Below are 15,489 nucleotides of genomic sequence, written 5' to 3' on the forward strand. Positions count from 1 at the left end.
ATGACGATACGCTTTGATGGAAAAACCGCGCTGGTGACAGCCGCAGCACAAGGCATTGGCCGCGCCAGCGCGCTGGCCTTCGCAGAAGCGGGTGCCAAAGTCTATGCGACCGACATCAACACCGATGCCCTCAAGGAAATCGAAGGCGTCAACGGTATCATCACCCGCAAGCTCAATGTGCTTGACGAGGCGGAAGTGAACGCACTTGTAGCCGAAATCGGTCAGGTGGACATCCTGTTCAACTGCGCAGGCGTCGTTCATGGCGGTTCCATCCTCGAAATGAAGGACGAAGACCTCGACTTCGCCGTCAATCTCAACGTCAAGGCAATGATCCGCACCATCCGCGCCGTGCTGCCGGGCATGCTGGAGCGCAAGGACGGCGCCATCGTCAACATGGCTTCCGTCGCATCGAGCGTGAAGGGCGTGCCGAACCGTTTCGCCTATGGCGTCACCAAGGCCGCCGTTATCGGTCTCACCAAGGCAGTCGCTGCCGATTATGTTGCCAAGGGCATCCGCTGCAACGCGATCTGCCCCGGCACGGTCGAAAGCCCGTCCTTGCAGGACCGTCTGCGTTCGCAGGGCGATTACGAAGAGCAGCGCGCGGCGTTCATCGCCCGCCAGCCGATTGGCCGCATCGGCCAGCCGGAAGAAATCGCTGATCTCGCCGTTTATCTCGCTGGTGCGACCTACACGACCGGACAAGCTTATAACATTGATGGCGGCTGGACTATCTAAGTTCGCCCCAGCTACCCCCAAAGGAGTAAACTCATGAAATTTCTTCGTTACGGTGAAGCCGGTCAGGAAAAGCCCGGCATTCTCGATGCCGATGGTGCGATCCGCGATCTTTCCGCCCATGTAAGCGACCTTTCCGGTGCGGCTCTTGCCCCCGACGCGCTGGCCAAGCTTGGCGCGGTCGACGTCAATTCGCTGCCGAAGGTTGAAGGCAATCCGCGCCTCGGCCCCTGCGTTGCAGGCACCGGCAAGTTCATCTGCATCGGCCTCAACTATGCCGACCACGCAGCCGAATCCGGCATGGCTGTGCCGCCTGAGCCGGTCATCTTCATGAAGGCCACCTCGGCCATCGTCGGCCCGAATGATGACGTTCTCATCCCGCGCGGCTCGGAAAAGACCGATTGGGAAGTCGAGCTCGGCATCGTCATCGGCAAGACCGCGAAATACGTTTCGGAAGACGATGCGCTGGATTATGTCGCTGGCTACTGCACGCTGCATGACGTTTCCGAACGCGCTTTCCAGATCGAACGCGCCGGTCAGTGGACCAAGGGCAAGTCCTGCGACACATTCGGTCCGACCGGCCCATGGCTGGTGACGAAGGACGAAGTCGCTGACCCGCAGAACCTGAAAATGTGGCTCACTCTTAACGGTGAAACCATGCAGGACGGCTCGACCAAGACCATGGTTTACGGCGTTCGCTACCTCGTTTCCTATCTCTCGCAGTTCATGTCCCTGCAGCCGGGCGACATCATCTCCACCGGCACGCCTCCCGGCGTCGGCATGGGCATGAAGCCGCCGCGTTACCTCAAGGCTGGTGATGTCGTCGAACTCGGCATCGAAGGCCTCGGCTCGCAGAAGCAGAACGTGCGCGCTGACATCTAGGCTTTGTTTACGCATGGTCCCAAAACCGTTCCCATGTTTTGGGATCATGCCCTGATCACGGATATATCATGACGAAAATCACTGACCTGCGCGTCTTCGATCTGCGTTTCCCGACTTCGCAAAGTCTGGACGGTTCGGATGCCATGAACCCGGACCCGGATTATTCGGCGGCCTATGTCATCCTCGATACGGATGATGCCTCGCTGAAGGGCCACGGCCTTACCTTCACCATCGGACGCGGCAACGACATTTGCTGTCAGGCGATTCTCGCCATGCGTCATCTGGTCGTGGGTGCTTCGATGGATGATTTCCTCGCAGCCCCCGGCAAGTTCTGGCGTTACCTGACCGGCGACAGCCAGCTGCGCTGGATCGGCCCGGACAAGGGCGCCATGCATCTTGCCACCGGCGCTGTCGTCAACGCCTTCTGGGACCTGGCTGCAAAGCAGGCAGGCAAGCCGGTATGGCGGCTGGTCGCCGACATGTCACCGGAAGAAATCGCTGACATCGTCGATTATCGCTATCTCACCGATGCGCTGACGCGTGACGAAGCCGTCGCGATCCTGCGCAAGGCGGAAGCCGGCAAGGCCGAGCGTATCGCCACGCTCGAGGCCGAAGGCTATGCCTGCTACACGACCTCTGCCGGCTGGCTCGGCTATGACGACGACAAGCTGCGCCGTCTTTGCCAGGAAGCCATCGACGAGGGTTTCCACCACGTCAAGATGAAGGTCGGCCGTGATCTCGAAGACGATATCCGTCGCCTGACCATCGCGCGCGAAGTGATCGGTCCGGACCGCTATCTGATGATCGACGCCAATCAGGTCTGGGAAGTCGATCAGGCGATCGAATGGGTCAACAAGCTGGCCTTCTCGAAGCCGTTCTTCATTGAAGAACCGACCAGCCCGGACGATGTGGCAGGCCATCGCAAGATTCGCGAAGCCATTGGCGACGTGAAAGTCGCGACCGGTGAAATGTGCCAGAACCGCATCATGTTCAAGCAGTTCATCGCGGAAGGCGCCATCGACATCGTCCAGATCGATTCGTGCCGCATGGGCGGTCTGAATGAAGTTCTGGCCGTGCTGCTGATGGCCGCCAAGTTTGGCAAGCCGGTCTGGCCGCATGCGGGCGGCGTTGGCCTGTGCGAATATGTGCAGCATCTGTCGATGATCGACTATGTGGCCGTTTCGGGCACCAAGGAAGGCCGTGTGATCGAATATGTCGATCATCTGCACGAGCATTTCATCGACCCGTGCGTGATCAAGAACGCGGCCTATATGCCGCCGTCGCTGCCGGGCTTCTCCATCGAGATGAAGCCGCAGTCGATTGCGGACTATACTTTCAAGGGTTGAGCCAGTTTCAATGCCTTAACGAATACGAAAACGCCGCGCTTTGAAGCGCGGCGTTTTCTTTTACAGAAAGCGGATCATCAGGGCACCGGTAAGCAGGAGCACGGCGCCTGCGACACGTCCGGCGGTGATCTCTCGCACGGCGACGCCCATGAAGCCGATGCGGTCAGCAAGTAGACCGGCCATCAACTGCCCGGCCACGGCAAGGCCCATCACGGCTGCTGCGCCGATGCGCGGTGTCAGCAGGATCGATGCGGTGACATAGATACAGCCCAGCGCGCCGCCCGCGACGAACAGCCAGCCTGCGGGTACATTGAATGTGGGAAGGTTGCCGGTCGCCTTTGCGGTTATGGTCGAGACGATGGCGAGAATGACTGCACCTGCCAGAAATGAAATCGCAGCGGCAGTCGGTGGGGAGCCAAGTCCGCGCGCAAGAGCTGCATTGATCGGCGCCTGAATGGCGATGCAGGCACCCGAAAGAATGCCGAACAAGGTCCACAGCATAAAATATCCTCTCCTGAGTTTCCCATTTCTTCAAAGGCTGGACGCCAATGTTTCACCGGCGATCTTCGACCATCCGATGAAAAAACAACGGGTAAGAATGCGCTAAAATGCTATCGCACAAAGCCGTGACATTCGTGATCAATTTTCAGGGAAAATTTGCCAAATCAAAGAGATGAATGGTGCTGCGAGAGAGGATTGAACTCTCGACCTCTCCATTACCAATGGAGTGCTCTACCACTGAGCTACCGCAGCATTCTCTTGAGTGCGGCGGACTTCTGACACATCATTGCGCAAATCGCAAGCGACCAAATGCATTTCTTTTCACATAATGTGGAAATCTGCGTATAGCTGCGCTTCAAGCCGCTTTTCCGGCGCTTTTTCTCGTAGTAAACACGGCTCATGAGCGAAAAACCGATCAATCAGGAACGACAAAACCAGCTGGACCGCCAAAAAAAGCGGCTGGCCGATCAGCTGCGCGCGAATCTGATGCGCCGCAAGGAACAGTCACGCTCGCGACGCTCCGGCGAAGCGGATGAGCGCACCGACGGCATTGCCAGCGCCGGGAAAGAAGCGGGGCAAGAAAAGGAATAGGGCATCATCCGACCAAATAAGAGTTCGCTTTAGCTTGGAAAGCCTTTCTTGAAGAGAAACGTCGGCTAAGGTAAAAGCGCTTTTCTGTTCTCGGTTGCCATTGTCGTTCGAAAGCGATTCGCCTTCGAACGTAATTCCGCCGCAAGACTCGTCATTTGTCATGTATCGCCGTCGCGCCGTTCAGGTAGCAGCAACAGCACATCCCGAAAAGGGTGAACCGGTTTTCGGATAAGATGTGCTTGAAAACAAACAGTTGGAGTGTCGATCCGATTATCCCGATCGAAACGCGTTCCAACGGCTTCAAATCGATTACCGGGGGAGAAGCCCCGGCCCAGAAGGGGAAACAGCATGGATCGCATCAAAATCGTCGGCGGTAATAAGCTGAATGGAATCATTCCGATCTCGGGCGCAAAAAATGCCGCGCTGCCCTTGATGATCGCTTCGCTCCTGACCGACGATACGCTGACGCTCGAAAACGTGCCGCATCTGGCCGATGTCGAGCAGCTGATCCGCATTCTGAGCAATCATGGCGTTGATTATTCGGTCAATGGCCGCCGCGAACACCAGAACGGCGCTTATTCCCGCACCATCCATTTCACAGCCCGCAACATCGTCGATACCACCGCGCCTTATGAGCTGGTCTCGAAAATGCGTGCAAGCTTCTGGGTCATAGGCCCGCTTCTGGCGCGTATGGGCGAAGCAACCGTGTCCCTGCCGGGCGGTTGCGCTATTGGTACGCGTCCCGTCGATCTGCTGCTCGATTGCCTGCAGGCGCTGGGTGCCGAAATCGACATCGAAAACGGCTATGCCAAGGCGCGTGCGCCGAAGGGCGGTCTTGTCGGTGGGCGCTATCGCTTCCCGAAAGTTTCGGTCGGCGCAACGCATGTCATGCTGATGGCCGCAGTTCTCGCCAAGGGCGAAACGATCATCGAAAACCCGGCGCGTGAGCCTGAAGTCGTCAATCTTGCCGACTGCCTCAATGCAATGGGCGCGAAGATCACGGGTGCAGGCACCGGCACGATCCATGTGCAGGGCGTAACCAGCCTTTCCGGCGCGCGTGTGCGCGTCATTCCTGACCGTATCGAAACCGGCACCTATGCCATGGCTGTCGCCATGACCGGCGGTGACGTGCTGCTCGAAGGCGCACAAGAAAGCCTGCTTTCCTCGGCGCTCGATACGCTGCGTCAGGCCGGTGCGGAAATCACCGAGACCAATAGCGGCCTGCGCGTTGTGCGCAACGGCCATGGCATCCATCCGGTCGATGTCACGACCGATCCGTTCCCGGGTTTCCCGACCGACCTTCAGGCGCAGTTCATGGGCCTGATGACCAAGGCCAAGGGCACGTCGCACATCACCGAAACGATCTTTGAAAACCGTTTCATGCATGTGCAGGAACTGGCGCGTCTTGGCGCGAAGATTTCGCTGTCTGGCCAGACGGCGACCGTTGAAGGCGTGGAACGCCTCAAGGGCGCTCAGGTCATGGCGACCGATCTGCGCGCATCGGTATCGCTGGTTATTGCGGGCCTTGCCGCTGAAGGCGAAACCGTCGTCAACCGCGTCTATCATCTGGATCGCGGGTTCGAGCGTTTGGAAGAAAAGCTTTCGCGTTGCGGCGCGAATGTCGAACGCATCAGCGGATAATCGGCAAGGGCCGGAGCTTAAATCAAGCTCCGGCTTTTTCATTCTGGCACGCTGATTGATCACAGGCTTGAAAAGCCTGTCGATTTTTTTCTGCCGACATGCAAAGTTATTGGGCAAAGTTGTCTCAAACCATTGAGCAAAGTTGCTTCGTGAACCAACCATGTCGCCAATCTGGATGCGATGTCGGGCGGTTGTTTTGAACATGACAGGAAATCGGTGCGGACCATGGATATGTTGAAGCTTGTGGCGTTGGATGAAGAGGATTTACAGGTCCTGTCCGCCCATCTTCAGGACGCGGTTCTCAAAGTCTCCGATCTGCAATTTATCGCCAAAGAGCAGCGCTTTTTATTGACGGCGAACCGTTTCGTCTGGGAAGAGGCGCGGCCGAAATTCCTGCGCAAGCCGCAATATCAGCGCCGCCGCGCCGCTCTGCATTTCAACCGCGTCACTGCCGCCAAGGCTACTGGCATCGACCGCCAGAAGCAGGATGATGTCCTGTCGCTGCTGACGATCGGTTTTGTCCCCGGCGAAGCGCCTGCAGGCACAATAGAACTGACATTCTCGGCAAATGCCGCTATCCGTCTTTCGGTGGAATGCATCGAAGCGCAGCTGACGGATCTGGGCGCGGCCTGGGAAACGGAATCGCTCCCGCGTCACGGCGTATGACAATGTAACTTCGATGCATCGCGTCTGCTGCCATGCGGGCGATTGCTCTTATCTGGACTATTTAGAGGAATAAAAGCGTGGTCACGACGCTCAGACAAACCGATCCGAACTTCGAACAGCAATTCGCAGCCTTTCTGTCCGGCAAGCGCGAAGTTTCGGAAGACGTGGACCGCGCAGCCCGCGAAATCGTCGAGCGCGTGCGTCGCGAAGGTGATGCGGCGCTGATCGACTATTCGCGCCGCTTCGACCGTATCGATCTGGAAAAGACCGGCATTGCCATCACGGAAGCTGAAATCGACGCGGCTTTTGAAGTTGCGCCCGCATCCACCGTCGAAGCGCTGAAACTGGCGCATGAGCGCATTGAAAGCCACCATGCGCGACAGTTGCCCAAGGATGACCGTTACACGGATGCGCTTGGCGTCGAGCTTGGTTCGCGCTGGACGGCAATCGAGGCGGTTGGCCTCTATGTGCCGGGCGGCACGGCCAGTTACCCAAGCTCGGTTCTGATGAATGCCGTGCCCGCCAAGGTGGCGGGCGTCGAGCGCATCGTCATGGTTGTTCCCGCACCCGACGGTATTCTCAATCCGCTGGTGCTGGTTGCAGCGCGTCTCGCAGGCGTCTCGGAAATCTACCGCGTCGGCGGGGCACAGGCCGTTGCCGCGCTTGCCTATGGCACGCAAACCATCAAGCCGGTCGCCAAGATCGTCGGCCCCGGTAATGCCTATGTCGCGGCTGCCAAGCGTATTGTTTTCGGTACGGTCGGCATCGACATGATCGCTGGTCCGTCGGAAGTTCTGGTGATTGCCGACAAGGACAACAATCCGGACTGGATCGCTGCCGATCTGCTTGCGCAGGCAGAGCATGACACTGCCGCACAATCCATCCTCATGACCAATGACGAAGCGCTGGCCAAGGATGTGGAAGCGGCGGTTGAGCGTCAGTTGTTGACGCTGCCGCGTGCTGAAACTGCCACGGCAAGCTGGCGCGATTTCGGCGCGGTCATTCTCGTGGAGGATTTCGAGGCGGCGGTTCCGCTCGCCAACCGTATCGCTGCCGAACATCTGGAAATCGCCGTCGCCGACCCGGAAGCGCTGCTGCCGAAAATCCGCAATGCCGGTTCCATTTTTATCGGCGCGCACACGCCGGAAGTGATCGGCGATTATGTGGGCGGCTGCAATCACGTGCTGCCGACGGCGCGCTCGGCCCGCTTCTCGTCGGGCCTGAATGTGCTTGATTATATGAAGCGCACCTCGCTTTTGAAGCTTGGCCCGGACCAGTTGCGGGTTCTCGGCCCTGCTGCCATCGAAATCGCGCGCGCCGAAGGTCTTGACGCGCACGCCAAGTCAGTCGCCATCCGGCTCAATCTATGAGGCATCATGACCGCTGGCGTTCCCAATGCCCGTCTTGTTGATGTCGAGCTCGATGAATCCATCGGGCGGTCGACGCCTGACGTCGAGCATGAACGCGCGGTCGCGATTTTCGATCTGATCGAGGAGAATTCCTTTCACCCGATTGGCGACGAGACCGGCGGTCCCTACAGGCTGAAGCTGTCGCTGATGGAAACGCGGCTGATCTTTGCCATAAGCCGCGAAAGCGGGGACGATGTGGCGACGCATATATTGTCGCTGACCCCGCTGCGCCGCGTGGTGCGCGATTATTTCATGATTTGCGAAAGCTATTATCAGGCGATCCGCTCGGCCACGCCAAGCAAGATCGAAGCCATCGATATGGGCAGGCGCGGACTGCATAATGAAGGGTCGCAAACCTTGCAGGCGCGGCTGAAGGGCAAGATCGAAGTCGATTTTGACACGGCGCGGCGACTGTTCACGCTTGTCTGCGTGCTGCATTGGCGAGGTTGAGCCTGCATGGTCGCCGTTGATGTTGAAAGCGCGCAGGATGATGGAGAGGGCGATGGCGGCCCGAAACAGAAACTGCCGTCATCCCTGCTTTTCGTCTGCGGCAAGAACGCGATCCGCTCGCCGATGGCCGAACTTCTTGCAAGAAAGCTGCTGCCGCCCAATATATATGTGGCTTCTGCAGGTGTGAAACGGGGCGAACGCGATCCATTCGTGGATGCGGTGCTTTCGGAAGAGGGTCTTTCGCTCGACGACCGCCAGCCGCGGGGCATTGAAGAACTGGCCGACGGCTATTTCGATCTCATTGTGACGCTGACACCGCTTGCCCACCATACGGTGCTGGAGCGCATGCGCGGTTTCTCCGTGGATGTGGAATATTGGCCGACACCAGACCCCACGCTGGTCACCGGCAGCCGCGAGCAGATCATGAATGCTTATCGCGATGTGCGGGATCGGTTGAAGACGCAGATTTTGCAGCGTTTCAGCCCGAAATAAGTTCACGGAATTCCGTTGTTCACAAATGCCGCCTAATCATATAGGTTCCGGCCAAATTTAGGATCAGAGTCCATTTTCGGACGCTTTTATCGAAGAAAGAAACAGGTATCGCATGGCGAAAGAAGAAGTCCTCGAATTTCCGGGTGTTGTTACGGAACTGCTGCCGAATGCAATGTTCCGCGTGAAGCTCGAAAACGAACATGAAATCATCGCTCATACGGCTGGCCGTATGCGTAAGAACCGTATCCGCGTTCTGGCTGGTGACAAGGTTCTGGTCGAAATGACCCCTTACGATCTGACCAAGGGTCGCATCACCTACCGCTTCAAGTAAGCTTATCACGCACGGGCAGCCGTTTCGGGGGTGTTCTTGACGACAGTTGCGCAACATAAGCTGGTTCTGGCTTCCGGGTCTCCTCGCAGGATCGAACTGCTTGGGCAGGCCGGTATCGAGCCGGATCATATCCAGCCTGCGGACATAGACGAGACGCCGCAGCGTGGCGAGCATCCCCGCTCGCTGGCGCGTCGTCTGTCGCGTGAAAAGGCTGAAGCGGCGTTGGCGCAACTGAAAAGCGACGCCAATTTCGTCAAGCCCTTCCTGCTCGCGGCCGATACGGTCGTCGCGGTCGGGCGGCGTATTCTGCCCAAGGCGGAAACCGCCGATGAGGCGCGTGAATGTCTGCGTCTTCTGTCGGGCCGTACCCATAAGGTCTTTACGGGCGTCTGCCTCTTTTTGCCGAACGGCAATCTGCGCCAGACCCTGGTGGAAACACGCCTGCGCTTTGAGCGCCTGTCGCGCCAGCAGATCGACGCCTATCTCTCTTCCGGGGAATGGCGCGGCAAGGCTGGCGGCTACGCCATACAGGGCCTTGCAGGCAGTTTTGTCGTCAAGCTGGTCGGCTCCTACAGCAATGTGGTCGGCCTGCCGCTTCAGGAAACCGTAAGCCTGCTGGCTGACGGTGATTATCCGGTCTATGCCAACTGGAGCACCGGAAAAGTTTAAGGTTCAGCCATGAACGGCAAGAAGGACATATCCGCAGCAGCAGGCGCACGCGTGACGCCGCTGCGCCCGACACGACCTTGCCCGGAATGCGGCAAGCCTTCGGCGCGTGACAGCTATCCGTTCTGTTCGCCGCGCTGCAAAAGCATCGATCTCAATCGTTGGCTTTCGGGAAGCTATGTCATCCCCGGCAAGCCTCTGGGCGACGAGGATGAGGGCGAGAATTAGGGTTTTTGGCGCTTTTTCTGATGTGAAATCAAAACATTAGAGAAACTGTGAGAAAAGCGCATAAAAAATGCGATACGGTGCTGGACAGCGCGAAATTTAATGCTATAACCCACCCACTTCCGGCGGACACCAACACCGCCACAAGCAAGACCAAGTGCTTGCGACAGGATGCCCGGATAGCTCAGTTGGTAGAGCAGCGGATTGAAAATCCGCGTGTCGGTGGTTCGAATCCGCCTCCGGGCACCATTTAAATATTTGAAAATTTTGATGTTTTTAATCATTTAGAGTTTCCTTTTAATTCTGGTTTGACAGATTTAGCTGAAGGTTTGACGGCTTTTGTTCTCCGCTCGATTTCTATGTCGTAAATCGTCATCGTCTTACGGTTGCGTTCCGCAAGTTGTGCATCGCGAGAATACCAGTTTGCCATACTCTCCGTTTTTTGCCCCAATAGGTCAGCAATCTGTCGTAAGTCGGTCCCGGCTTCCCGCAAGATGGTAGCCATGGTGTGGCGCAATCCCTTAAGGGTCACATCGACCGACAACAAGCCGTCGTTAGCCTGCTTCCGCTTCCAGCGCCCCCAAACAGTTGAAAATCCATTATAAGTCCATGGCTTATCTTTTGTGCTGGCCAGCACCGTAATTGAGTTATGATTAAGAGCAGTATTCAGGATGGTTTGCAGACGTTCCGGCACAGGAATTGCAACTGGATTGCCTGTTTTTCCTCTATCCGCCCATATAACTCCATCTTTGATTGCATCTCTGCGCAATTTTAACGCGTCGGAAGGATCAAGGCCGGTATTCGCAATAAGGGCGACGGCAGCAGCAATTTGAGGGGGAGCATTTTCCAAGACAAAGAGTAATTCTGATATATCCCACGGTCGATTTGCGCGAGGTCGATTCTTTGGCCGCCGTTTTGGTATTACGTCTGTCGCGTAATTACCATCGATCAATCCTGCAGGTTTGCAAAAGCGAAAAACTTCACTCAGGAACGTCCGAAGCATATTGGCTTGACGCCAGCCTCTTTTTTCTGAAGCTCGGTCGTGAATACCAGCGATTAATGGCGTATCGATCAAATGGGCAGGCGTATCGAGTATTGGAGATAGAAAAGAAACTTGCTTACGATAATCAGTTTTGGTTCTATCACTGAGAGAGTGAAAGTGATCTGTGTGCATATAAAAAGATATTAACCCCCCTAATGTTCCAGGTTTAGGCGTATTGCTCTGCTTTGCGAGAGCGAGATCCCTTATTTTCTCGCATTCTACGAAGAATTCAGCGGTGCCTAAAGGGGAGTGTTCAAGATCAACTTTATAGCCAGTTTTACGATGATAACATCGCATCTTTCCATGGCGGTCTTTGAAGATTTTAAACCCTTTAACGTCAATTTTTGTCATCAAAGGCGCCTAATAATTCTATGCCGATCTGTCTGTAATGTGCTTTCTTTGAGGCTGTCGAGCCATGAATCTAAATCCCGCTTGTCCCATCGGAGTCCTCCATCGCTTAACAAAACAGGTACCACTGGACACATATTTTTAAACTTGGATGCAGGACACCCGGTATAATGAGCGGCTTCAGAAACTTTCATCATCCGCTTCTCAACAACTGAAATATTCAAGTTTGTAGTAGCCAAAGTGCACTCCATTAGGCAGAATAGCGTCAAACTGTTAAAATAATGCCTATTTGGACACTTTAATGCATAAACGTTCACTTGAGTCAAGTTCTAAAGAAGCCATTGGTTTGCGATTACTGGAAATGAGGCGCAAGCTAGGCTTCACTCAGGGTGTGATGGCCGCAAAACTTGGAATTTCTGATCGTACCTACAAATATTATGAGCAGGGCCAGCGTGAATCTCCAATTGGCCTTCTCATCCAATCGGCTGCATTAGCCTCAACGGATCTTCTTTGGCTTTTGACAGGTGAAAAACAGCAAACTGTAGACCTAGAAACTTACGATCAAGCGGTAGTTTCCGTTCTAGAAGAATTATCAAAACGAGAAATATACCTAGAGCCAGATAAAATTATGAAGTTATCTCGTCAAATATATGACAATATAATTTTAAAAAATACATCATTACAGGATGAAGTTAAAAATCTAGTCGATATCTTTGGTGTGAGGAAATAATGGAATACGATCTTTCTAAGCTTATGAGAGCCTTAAGAATATTTGGAACTATGAGTATTACTGTTTCAGGTACTGGAATTCTTGCTCGAAGTGATATTCAAGAAAACATTTTTGATGTGTACATTGTGACGATGCTTTGCCTAGCATGCGTTGGTATAAGCTGCCTCACATTGGCTCATCGTATTAGACAGATTTTAAGAGTCCATACCGGAAAAGAACCAGAAATTTATTAGTTCTTGAGAAAATTTATTCGGGTGCATAATTCCTGATCGTTACAAAAAAAGAACAGGATAACTTTCCCCTACGAGAATGCTTAGTTAAGAATTTTGTTCGTGTCAGGCTTTAAGCGTAAGCGATGTCTCGGTATCACCTTGACCGTATCTCGCCCAGAAGTCGCATTTAGGGGTGTCTGGAGGAAGTCATCTCACATGCCTCTCAAGGTAACCTCGACACATGATCACGAGCTGTCGGCGTAGGTCCTCGGCAACATCGCCGGAATGGCCTCGCTCGAAGGAATTTCGCACCGCTCCGAAGATGATGGTGACCAGCGTGCGCGTATTCGACCTTGCATCGGAACCGTCGTTGTCGGAAGCGCTTGCGAGCATGGTGGTAACTGCCGCGTCGGTCCGTGCCGCGAAGGCAGATATCAATGCCTCGTTGTCCATCTCCACGACAGATCGGTACAGGGCCCGCGTAACATCCGGTTTATCGGTTTTGGCTTCCCAGTAGGTTTCGATTAGCGCTTCGATCATGTCGCCTGAACGGTTGCCCTGACATTCGCGGCAAGTGGCTTCGATCCTTTCGGCCAGCAGCTCCAGATAACGTTCGTTGACGGCATAGATCAGAGCCTGTTTGTGGGGGAAATATTGGTACATCGTGCCGACCGACACTCCCGCCCGCTCGGCGACGCGTGTGGTGGTAAGTTGCGAAAGACCGTTTTTTACCAAAAGCTGAATGGTTGCCTCGAAAATTGCGTCGAGGGTGGCCGAAGCGCGTCGTTGCTGCGGTCGTTTCCGGGGCTTCAAGGCTTGTGGTGCGGAAGAGATCAAAAGCGAATCCTCAAACTGAACAATTCTTCATATCATGACTGAAAATGCAGATTAAGAAAGGCTTTAGGCATGAAGGAAGAACGCGTCGCGCTCGTAACTGGCGGCAATAAGGGCATTGGTCTGGAAGTCTCGCGTCAACTCGGCATGGCTGGTGTCAGGGTCGTGATCGGTGCACGGGATGTGGATCGTGGCACTACGGCGGCCGCAGAATTGAAGTCGCAGGGCATTGATGCCTTCTGCGTCCAGCTCGACGTCACGGACGAACGGAGCATCACTGCTGCAGCCCAGATTATTGCAGAGACGTATGGCCGCCTGGACATCCTGGTCAATAATGCTGGCATCTTTGATTTTGCAGACGCTCCTCCCAGCCGTGCGGCCATTGATGCTGTTCGCAGAGTGATGGAAGTCAACTTCATCGGCGCATTGGCTGTGACACAGGCGGTGCTGCCGCTGCTGAGTACGTCACCAGCCGGGCGCATCGTAAACGTGTCCAGCTCGCTTGGTTCGCTAACACTGAACGGCGATCCGACATCGACATACTATTCGCAGCAGTTCATCGGCTACAACGCATCGAAGGCATCTCTGAACATGCTGACGATCCAGTTGCACCAGGAACTGAAAGAGACCGGCGTTATCGTGAATTCGGTCAGCCCCGGCTTCGTCAAGACCGACCTGACCGGCTACGGCAATATGACTCCCGAGGAAGGAGCAAGGCTGCCAGTGCAGTATGCGCTGACTGCAACGACATCGGGGACGTTCGTCGAACCGGAGAACACGACGCCATGGTAGGGTGATCTCAAGCTGAGTTCATCGGCCTTTGCCGAGGGATGACTTCTTCGGCAAATCTCACCTTGCGGTGAAACTCCACGGCAGGAGTTCGTCAACCCGGCCCTGCTTGTGACCATTGACAATGGCGGTGAGCGTGGCGGTCATATAGGCGAACGGATCGACAGCGTTGAGCTTGCACGTCTCGATCAACGAGGCGATTGTCGCCCAGTTCTCCGCTCCTGCATCGTGTCCCGCAAATAGAGCATTCTTCCGATTTAATGTTATCGGCCGAATGGTCCGCTCAACGGTATTGTTGTCGATCTCGATCCGACCGTCGGTCAGGAAGATGCAAAGGCCATCCCAGTATTTGGCGATGTAGGAAAGCGCTTCGCCAAGCGGCGATTTGCCAGCGACGCGGGCACGATGATGCGTGAGCCAGTCCCGCGTGTCTGCAATCAATGGCGCTGATCGTTCCTGCCGTCGAGCCAAACGAGCGTCGGCGTCGAGACCACGCAGCTCTGCTTCTATGCGATAGAGTTCGCCAATCCGCTTCACCTCTTCCTCTGCAATCGGCGTCGAACCGGTGCGGGTGACCTCGACCAACTTCCGCCTTGCATGCGCCCAACAGTAGGCGAGTTTGACGTCGGAACCGAGACGATCCGGCGCGATCAGCCGATTATATCCCGCGTAGCCGTCAACCTGAAGGATGCCCGTGAACCCCTGCAATATCCGTTCGGCATGCTGTCCGCCGCGACCTGGAGCATAGGTGAAGGCCACACCAGGCGGAGCACCTCCGCCCCACGGTCGGTCATCGCGGGCCAGCGCCCAGAAGTATCCAGTTTTGGTTTTGCGGGAGCCAGGATCAAGGACTGGCGCACGGGTCTCGTCCATGAACAACTTGGTGGACCGCTTCAGGTCGGCGATCAGAGCGTCGAAGACCGGGCGGAGTTCGAATGCTGCTCGGCCGACCCAGTCGGCGAGCGTGGAGCGGTCGAGATCAACGCCTTGGCGGCTCATGATCTGGACCTGTCGGTAAAGCGGCAAGTGATCGGCATATTTTGCGACCAGCACATGCGCAATGGTCGCCTCCGTCGGTAACCCGGCGTGGATCAATCTTGCAGGCGCTGGAGCCTGAGAAACGCCGTCGGTGCAGGCACGGCAAGCATATTTAGAACGACGCGTGACGAGGACGCGAAATTGCGCCGGAATGACATCCAGCCGCTCGGAGACGTCTTCACCAATGCAGTGCAGGCCTCCGCCGCAAGCACAGATCAGGCTTTCTGGTTCGATGATCTCCTCGACGCGAGGAAGATGAGCAGGAAGGGAGCCGCGATTGGTGGCACGGGGTTTAGGCTGCGGCTTCTCAGAGGGGCTATCGGCTTCATCTTCGGCATGGATGGCCGCGATGGCCGTTTCCAGGTCCTCCAATGCGAGATCGAATTGTTCAGGATCGGCCTTCTCGGATTTGCGGCCGAATGCTGCTTGCTTGAAAGCGGCGACCAGCTTCTCCAGACGCTCGATCCGGTCATCCTTGCGAACTTCAGTATGCGCCGTCTCTGTCCCATTGATTTAGGGCATTTTGGGTGAGTGAGGTTTCTGCCAGAAGGGTTTTCAGCAATA

The 15,489-nt window shown here is 55.7% G+C and carries 18 protein-coding genes and 2 tRNA genes; 15 read left to right on the forward strand and 5 right to left on the reverse strand.

Annotated features, from left to right (window positions below; all coding sequences use genetic code 11):
• The 3 genes from HWD97_RS05985 to HWD97_RS05995 all read left to right on the forward strand — a co-directional run bounded on the left by HWD97_RS05985 (position 1) and on the right by HWD97_RS05995 (position 2,960).
• Entirely contained in the window at positions 1 to 735 is a 735-nt protein-coding gene (locus tag HWD97_RS05985) for an SDR family oxidoreductase (protein ID WP_121537202.1), read from the forward strand.
• A 33-nt stretch (positions 736 to 768) separates the two neighbouring features.
• On the forward strand, positions 769 to 1,614 hold the full coding sequence (locus tag HWD97_RS05990) for a fumarylacetoacetate hydrolase family protein (protein WP_121537204.1): 846 nt from the start codon (positions 769 to 771) through the stop codon (positions 1,612 to 1,614).
• Positions 1,615 to 1,682: 68 nt separating this feature from the next.
• Positions 1,683 to 2,960 (forward strand): L-fuconate dehydratase, encoded by a 1,278-nt coding sequence (locus HWD97_RS05995; RefSeq protein WP_121537206.1) that lies wholly within the window; start codon positions 1,683 to 1,685, stop codon positions 2,958 to 2,960.
• A gap of 60 nt (positions 2,961 to 3,020) precedes the next feature.
• Here the strand turns inward: HWD97_RS05995 and HWD97_RS06000 are convergent, their stop codons facing one another.
• Positions 3,021 to 3,461: a DMT family transporter gene (locus HWD97_RS06000; protein ID WP_109368252.1), complete on the reverse strand. Its 441-nt coding sequence runs from the start codon at positions 3,459 to 3,461 to the stop codon at positions 3,021 to 3,023.
• Between the two features lie 177 nt (positions 3,462 to 3,638).
• Positions 3,639 to 3,713: transfer RNA gene (locus HWD97_RS06005), tRNA-Thr, on the reverse strand.
• Positions 3,714 to 3,860: 147 nt separating this feature from the next.
• Between HWD97_RS06005 and HWD97_RS06010 the strand changes: the two genes are divergently transcribed.
• From HWD97_RS06010 to HWD97_RS06055, 10 genes are all read left to right on the forward strand, one after another.
• Entirely contained in the window at positions 3,861 to 4,052 is a 192-nt protein-coding gene (locus HWD97_RS06010) for a hypothetical protein (RefSeq protein WP_109368253.1), read from the forward strand.
• Between the two features lie 348 nt (positions 4,053 to 4,400).
• A complete protein-coding gene (murA, locus tag HWD97_RS06015; RefSeq protein ID WP_078337866.1) occupies positions 4,401 to 5,693 on the forward strand; it encodes a UDP-N-acetylglucosamine 1-carboxyvinyltransferase in 1,293 nt (430 codons plus the stop codon).
• A 225-nt stretch (positions 5,694 to 5,918) separates the two neighbouring features.
• On the forward strand, positions 5,919 to 6,359 hold the full coding sequence (locus HWD97_RS06020) for a DUF2948 family protein (protein WP_109368256.1): 441 nt from the start codon (positions 5,919 to 5,921) through the stop codon (positions 6,357 to 6,359).
• 77 nt (positions 6,360 to 6,436) lie between these two features.
• Entirely contained in the window at positions 6,437 to 7,729 is a 1,293-nt protein-coding gene (hisD, locus tag HWD97_RS06025; RefSeq protein ID WP_121537210.1) for a histidinol dehydrogenase, read from the forward strand.
• A gap of 6 nt (positions 7,730 to 7,735) precedes the next feature.
• A complete protein-coding gene (locus HWD97_RS06030; RefSeq protein WP_109368258.1) occupies positions 7,736 to 8,218 on the forward strand; it encodes a UPF0262 family protein in 483 nt (160 codons plus the stop codon).
• Between the two features lie 6 nt (positions 8,219 to 8,224).
• Complete coding sequence (locus HWD97_RS06035; RefSeq protein WP_235858902.1) at positions 8,225 to 8,710, forward strand: low molecular weight phosphatase family protein; 486 nt, start codon at positions 8,225 to 8,227, stop codon at positions 8,708 to 8,710.
• Between the two features lie 112 nt (positions 8,711 to 8,822).
• Positions 8,823 to 9,041 carry a translation initiation factor IF-1 gene (infA, locus tag HWD97_RS06040; protein WP_002965531.1) on the forward strand — a complete coding sequence of 73 codons (219 nt, stop codon included), beginning with the start codon at positions 8,823 to 8,825 and terminating at the stop codon, positions 9,039 to 9,041.
• Positions 9,042 to 9,077: 36 nt separating this feature from the next.
• Positions 9,078 to 9,710 carry a Maf-like protein gene (locus HWD97_RS06045; protein WP_109370155.1) on the forward strand — a complete coding sequence of 211 codons (633 nt, stop codon included), beginning with the start codon at positions 9,078 to 9,080 and terminating at the stop codon, positions 9,708 to 9,710.
• A gap of 9 nt (positions 9,711 to 9,719) precedes the next feature.
• Positions 9,720 to 9,935 (forward strand): DNA gyrase inhibitor YacG, encoded by a 216-nt coding sequence (gene yacG, locus HWD97_RS06050; RefSeq protein ID WP_109368259.1) that lies wholly within the window; start codon positions 9,720 to 9,722, stop codon positions 9,933 to 9,935.
• A gap of 170 nt (positions 9,936 to 10,105) precedes the next feature.
• Positions 10,106 to 10,181, forward strand: a tRNA-Phe gene (locus HWD97_RS06055).
• A 31-nt stretch (positions 10,182 to 10,212) separates the two neighbouring features.
• Here HWD97_RS06055 and HWD97_RS06060 read toward each other — a convergent pair.
• A complete protein-coding gene (locus HWD97_RS06060) occupies positions 10,213 to 11,325 on the reverse strand; it encodes a tyrosine-type recombinase/integrase (RefSeq protein ID WP_371834869.1) in 1,113 nt (370 codons plus the stop codon).
• 298 nt (positions 11,326 to 11,623) lie between these two features.
• On the opposite strand from HWD97_RS06060, the gene HWD97_RS06065 reads away from it, so the two are divergent.
• Positions 11,624 to 12,052, forward strand: a complete 429-nt coding sequence (locus HWD97_RS06065; protein ID WP_371834870.1) for a helix-turn-helix domain-containing protein — start codon at positions 11,624 to 11,626, stop codon at positions 12,050 to 12,052.
• A gap of 419 nt (positions 12,053 to 12,471) precedes the next feature.
• Here the strand turns inward: HWD97_RS06065 and HWD97_RS06070 are convergent, their stop codons facing one another.
• On the reverse strand, positions 12,472 to 13,101 hold the full coding sequence (locus tag HWD97_RS06070) for a TetR/AcrR family transcriptional regulator (protein ID WP_371834871.1): 630 nt from the start codon (positions 13,099 to 13,101) through the stop codon (positions 12,472 to 12,474).
• Positions 13,102 to 13,170: 69 nt separating this feature from the next.
• Between HWD97_RS06070 and HWD97_RS06075 the strand changes: the two genes are divergently transcribed.
• Positions 13,171 to 13,890 (forward strand): SDR family oxidoreductase, encoded by a 720-nt coding sequence (locus tag HWD97_RS06075; protein ID WP_151558793.1) that lies wholly within the window; start codon positions 13,171 to 13,173, stop codon positions 13,888 to 13,890.
• A gap of 57 nt (positions 13,891 to 13,947) precedes the next feature.
• Here the strand turns inward: HWD97_RS06075 and HWD97_RS06080 are convergent, their stop codons facing one another.
• Positions 13,948 to 15,438, reverse strand: a complete 1,491-nt coding sequence (locus HWD97_RS06080; protein WP_371834876.1) for an IS66 family transposase — start codon at positions 15,436 to 15,438, stop codon at positions 13,948 to 13,950.
• Positions 15,439 to 15,489: the final 51 nt, after the last annotated feature.

Source organism: Ochrobactrum sp. C6C9 (genome assembly GCF_022627935.1).
Classification (GTDB): domain Bacteria; phylum Pseudomonadota; class Alphaproteobacteria; order Rhizobiales; family Rhizobiaceae; genus Brucella; species Brucella teleogrylli.

Bases quoted from the DNA above. Each gene is read 5' to 3' on its own strand.
- HWD97_RS05985 (WP_121537202.1), top strand. From the start codon at position 1: ATGACGATACGCTTTGATGGAAAAACCGCGCTGGTGACAGCCGCAGCA.
- HWD97_RS05990 (WP_121537204.1), top strand. From the start codon at position 769: ATGAAATTTCTTCGTTACGGTGAAGCCGGTCAGGAAAAGCCCGGCATT.
- HWD97_RS05995 (WP_121537206.1), top strand. From the start codon at position 1,683: ATGACGAAAATCACTGACCTGCGCGTCTTCGATCTGCGTTTCCCGACT.
- HWD97_RS06000 (WP_109368252.1), bottom strand. From the start codon at position 3,461: ATGCTGTGGACCTTGTTCGGCATTCTTTCGGGTGCCTGCATCGCCATT.
- HWD97_RS06010 (WP_109368253.1), top strand. From the start codon at position 3,861: ATGAGCGAAAAACCGATCAATCAGGAACGACAAAACCAGCTGGACCGC.
- murA (WP_078337866.1), top strand. From the start codon at position 4,401: ATGGATCGCATCAAAATCGTCGGCGGTAATAAGCTGAATGGAATCATT.
- HWD97_RS06020 (WP_109368256.1), top strand. From the start codon at position 5,919: ATGGATATGTTGAAGCTTGTGGCGTTGGATGAAGAGGATTTACAGGTC.
- HWD97_RS06030 (WP_109368258.1), top strand. From the start codon at position 7,736: ATGACCGCTGGCGTTCCCAATGCCCGTCTTGTTGATGTCGAGCTCGAT.
- HWD97_RS06035 (WP_235858902.1), top strand. From the start codon at position 8,225: ATGGTCGCCGTTGATGTTGAAAGCGCGCAGGATGATGGAGAGGGCGAT.
- infA (WP_002965531.1), top strand. From the start codon at position 8,823: ATGGCGAAAGAAGAAGTCCTCGAATTTCCGGGTGTTGTTACGGAACTG.
- yacG (WP_109368259.1), top strand. From the start codon at position 9,720: ATGAACGGCAAGAAGGACATATCCGCAGCAGCAGGCGCACGCGTGACG.
- HWD97_RS06060 (WP_371834869.1), bottom strand. From the start codon at position 11,325: ATGACAAAAATTGACGTTAAAGGGTTTAAAATCTTCAAAGACCGCCAT.
- HWD97_RS06065 (WP_371834870.1), top strand. From the start codon at position 11,624: ATGCATAAACGTTCACTTGAGTCAAGTTCTAAAGAAGCCATTGGTTTG.
- HWD97_RS06075 (WP_151558793.1), top strand. From the start codon at position 13,171: ATGAAGGAAGAACGCGTCGCGCTCGTAACTGGCGGCAATAAGGGCATT.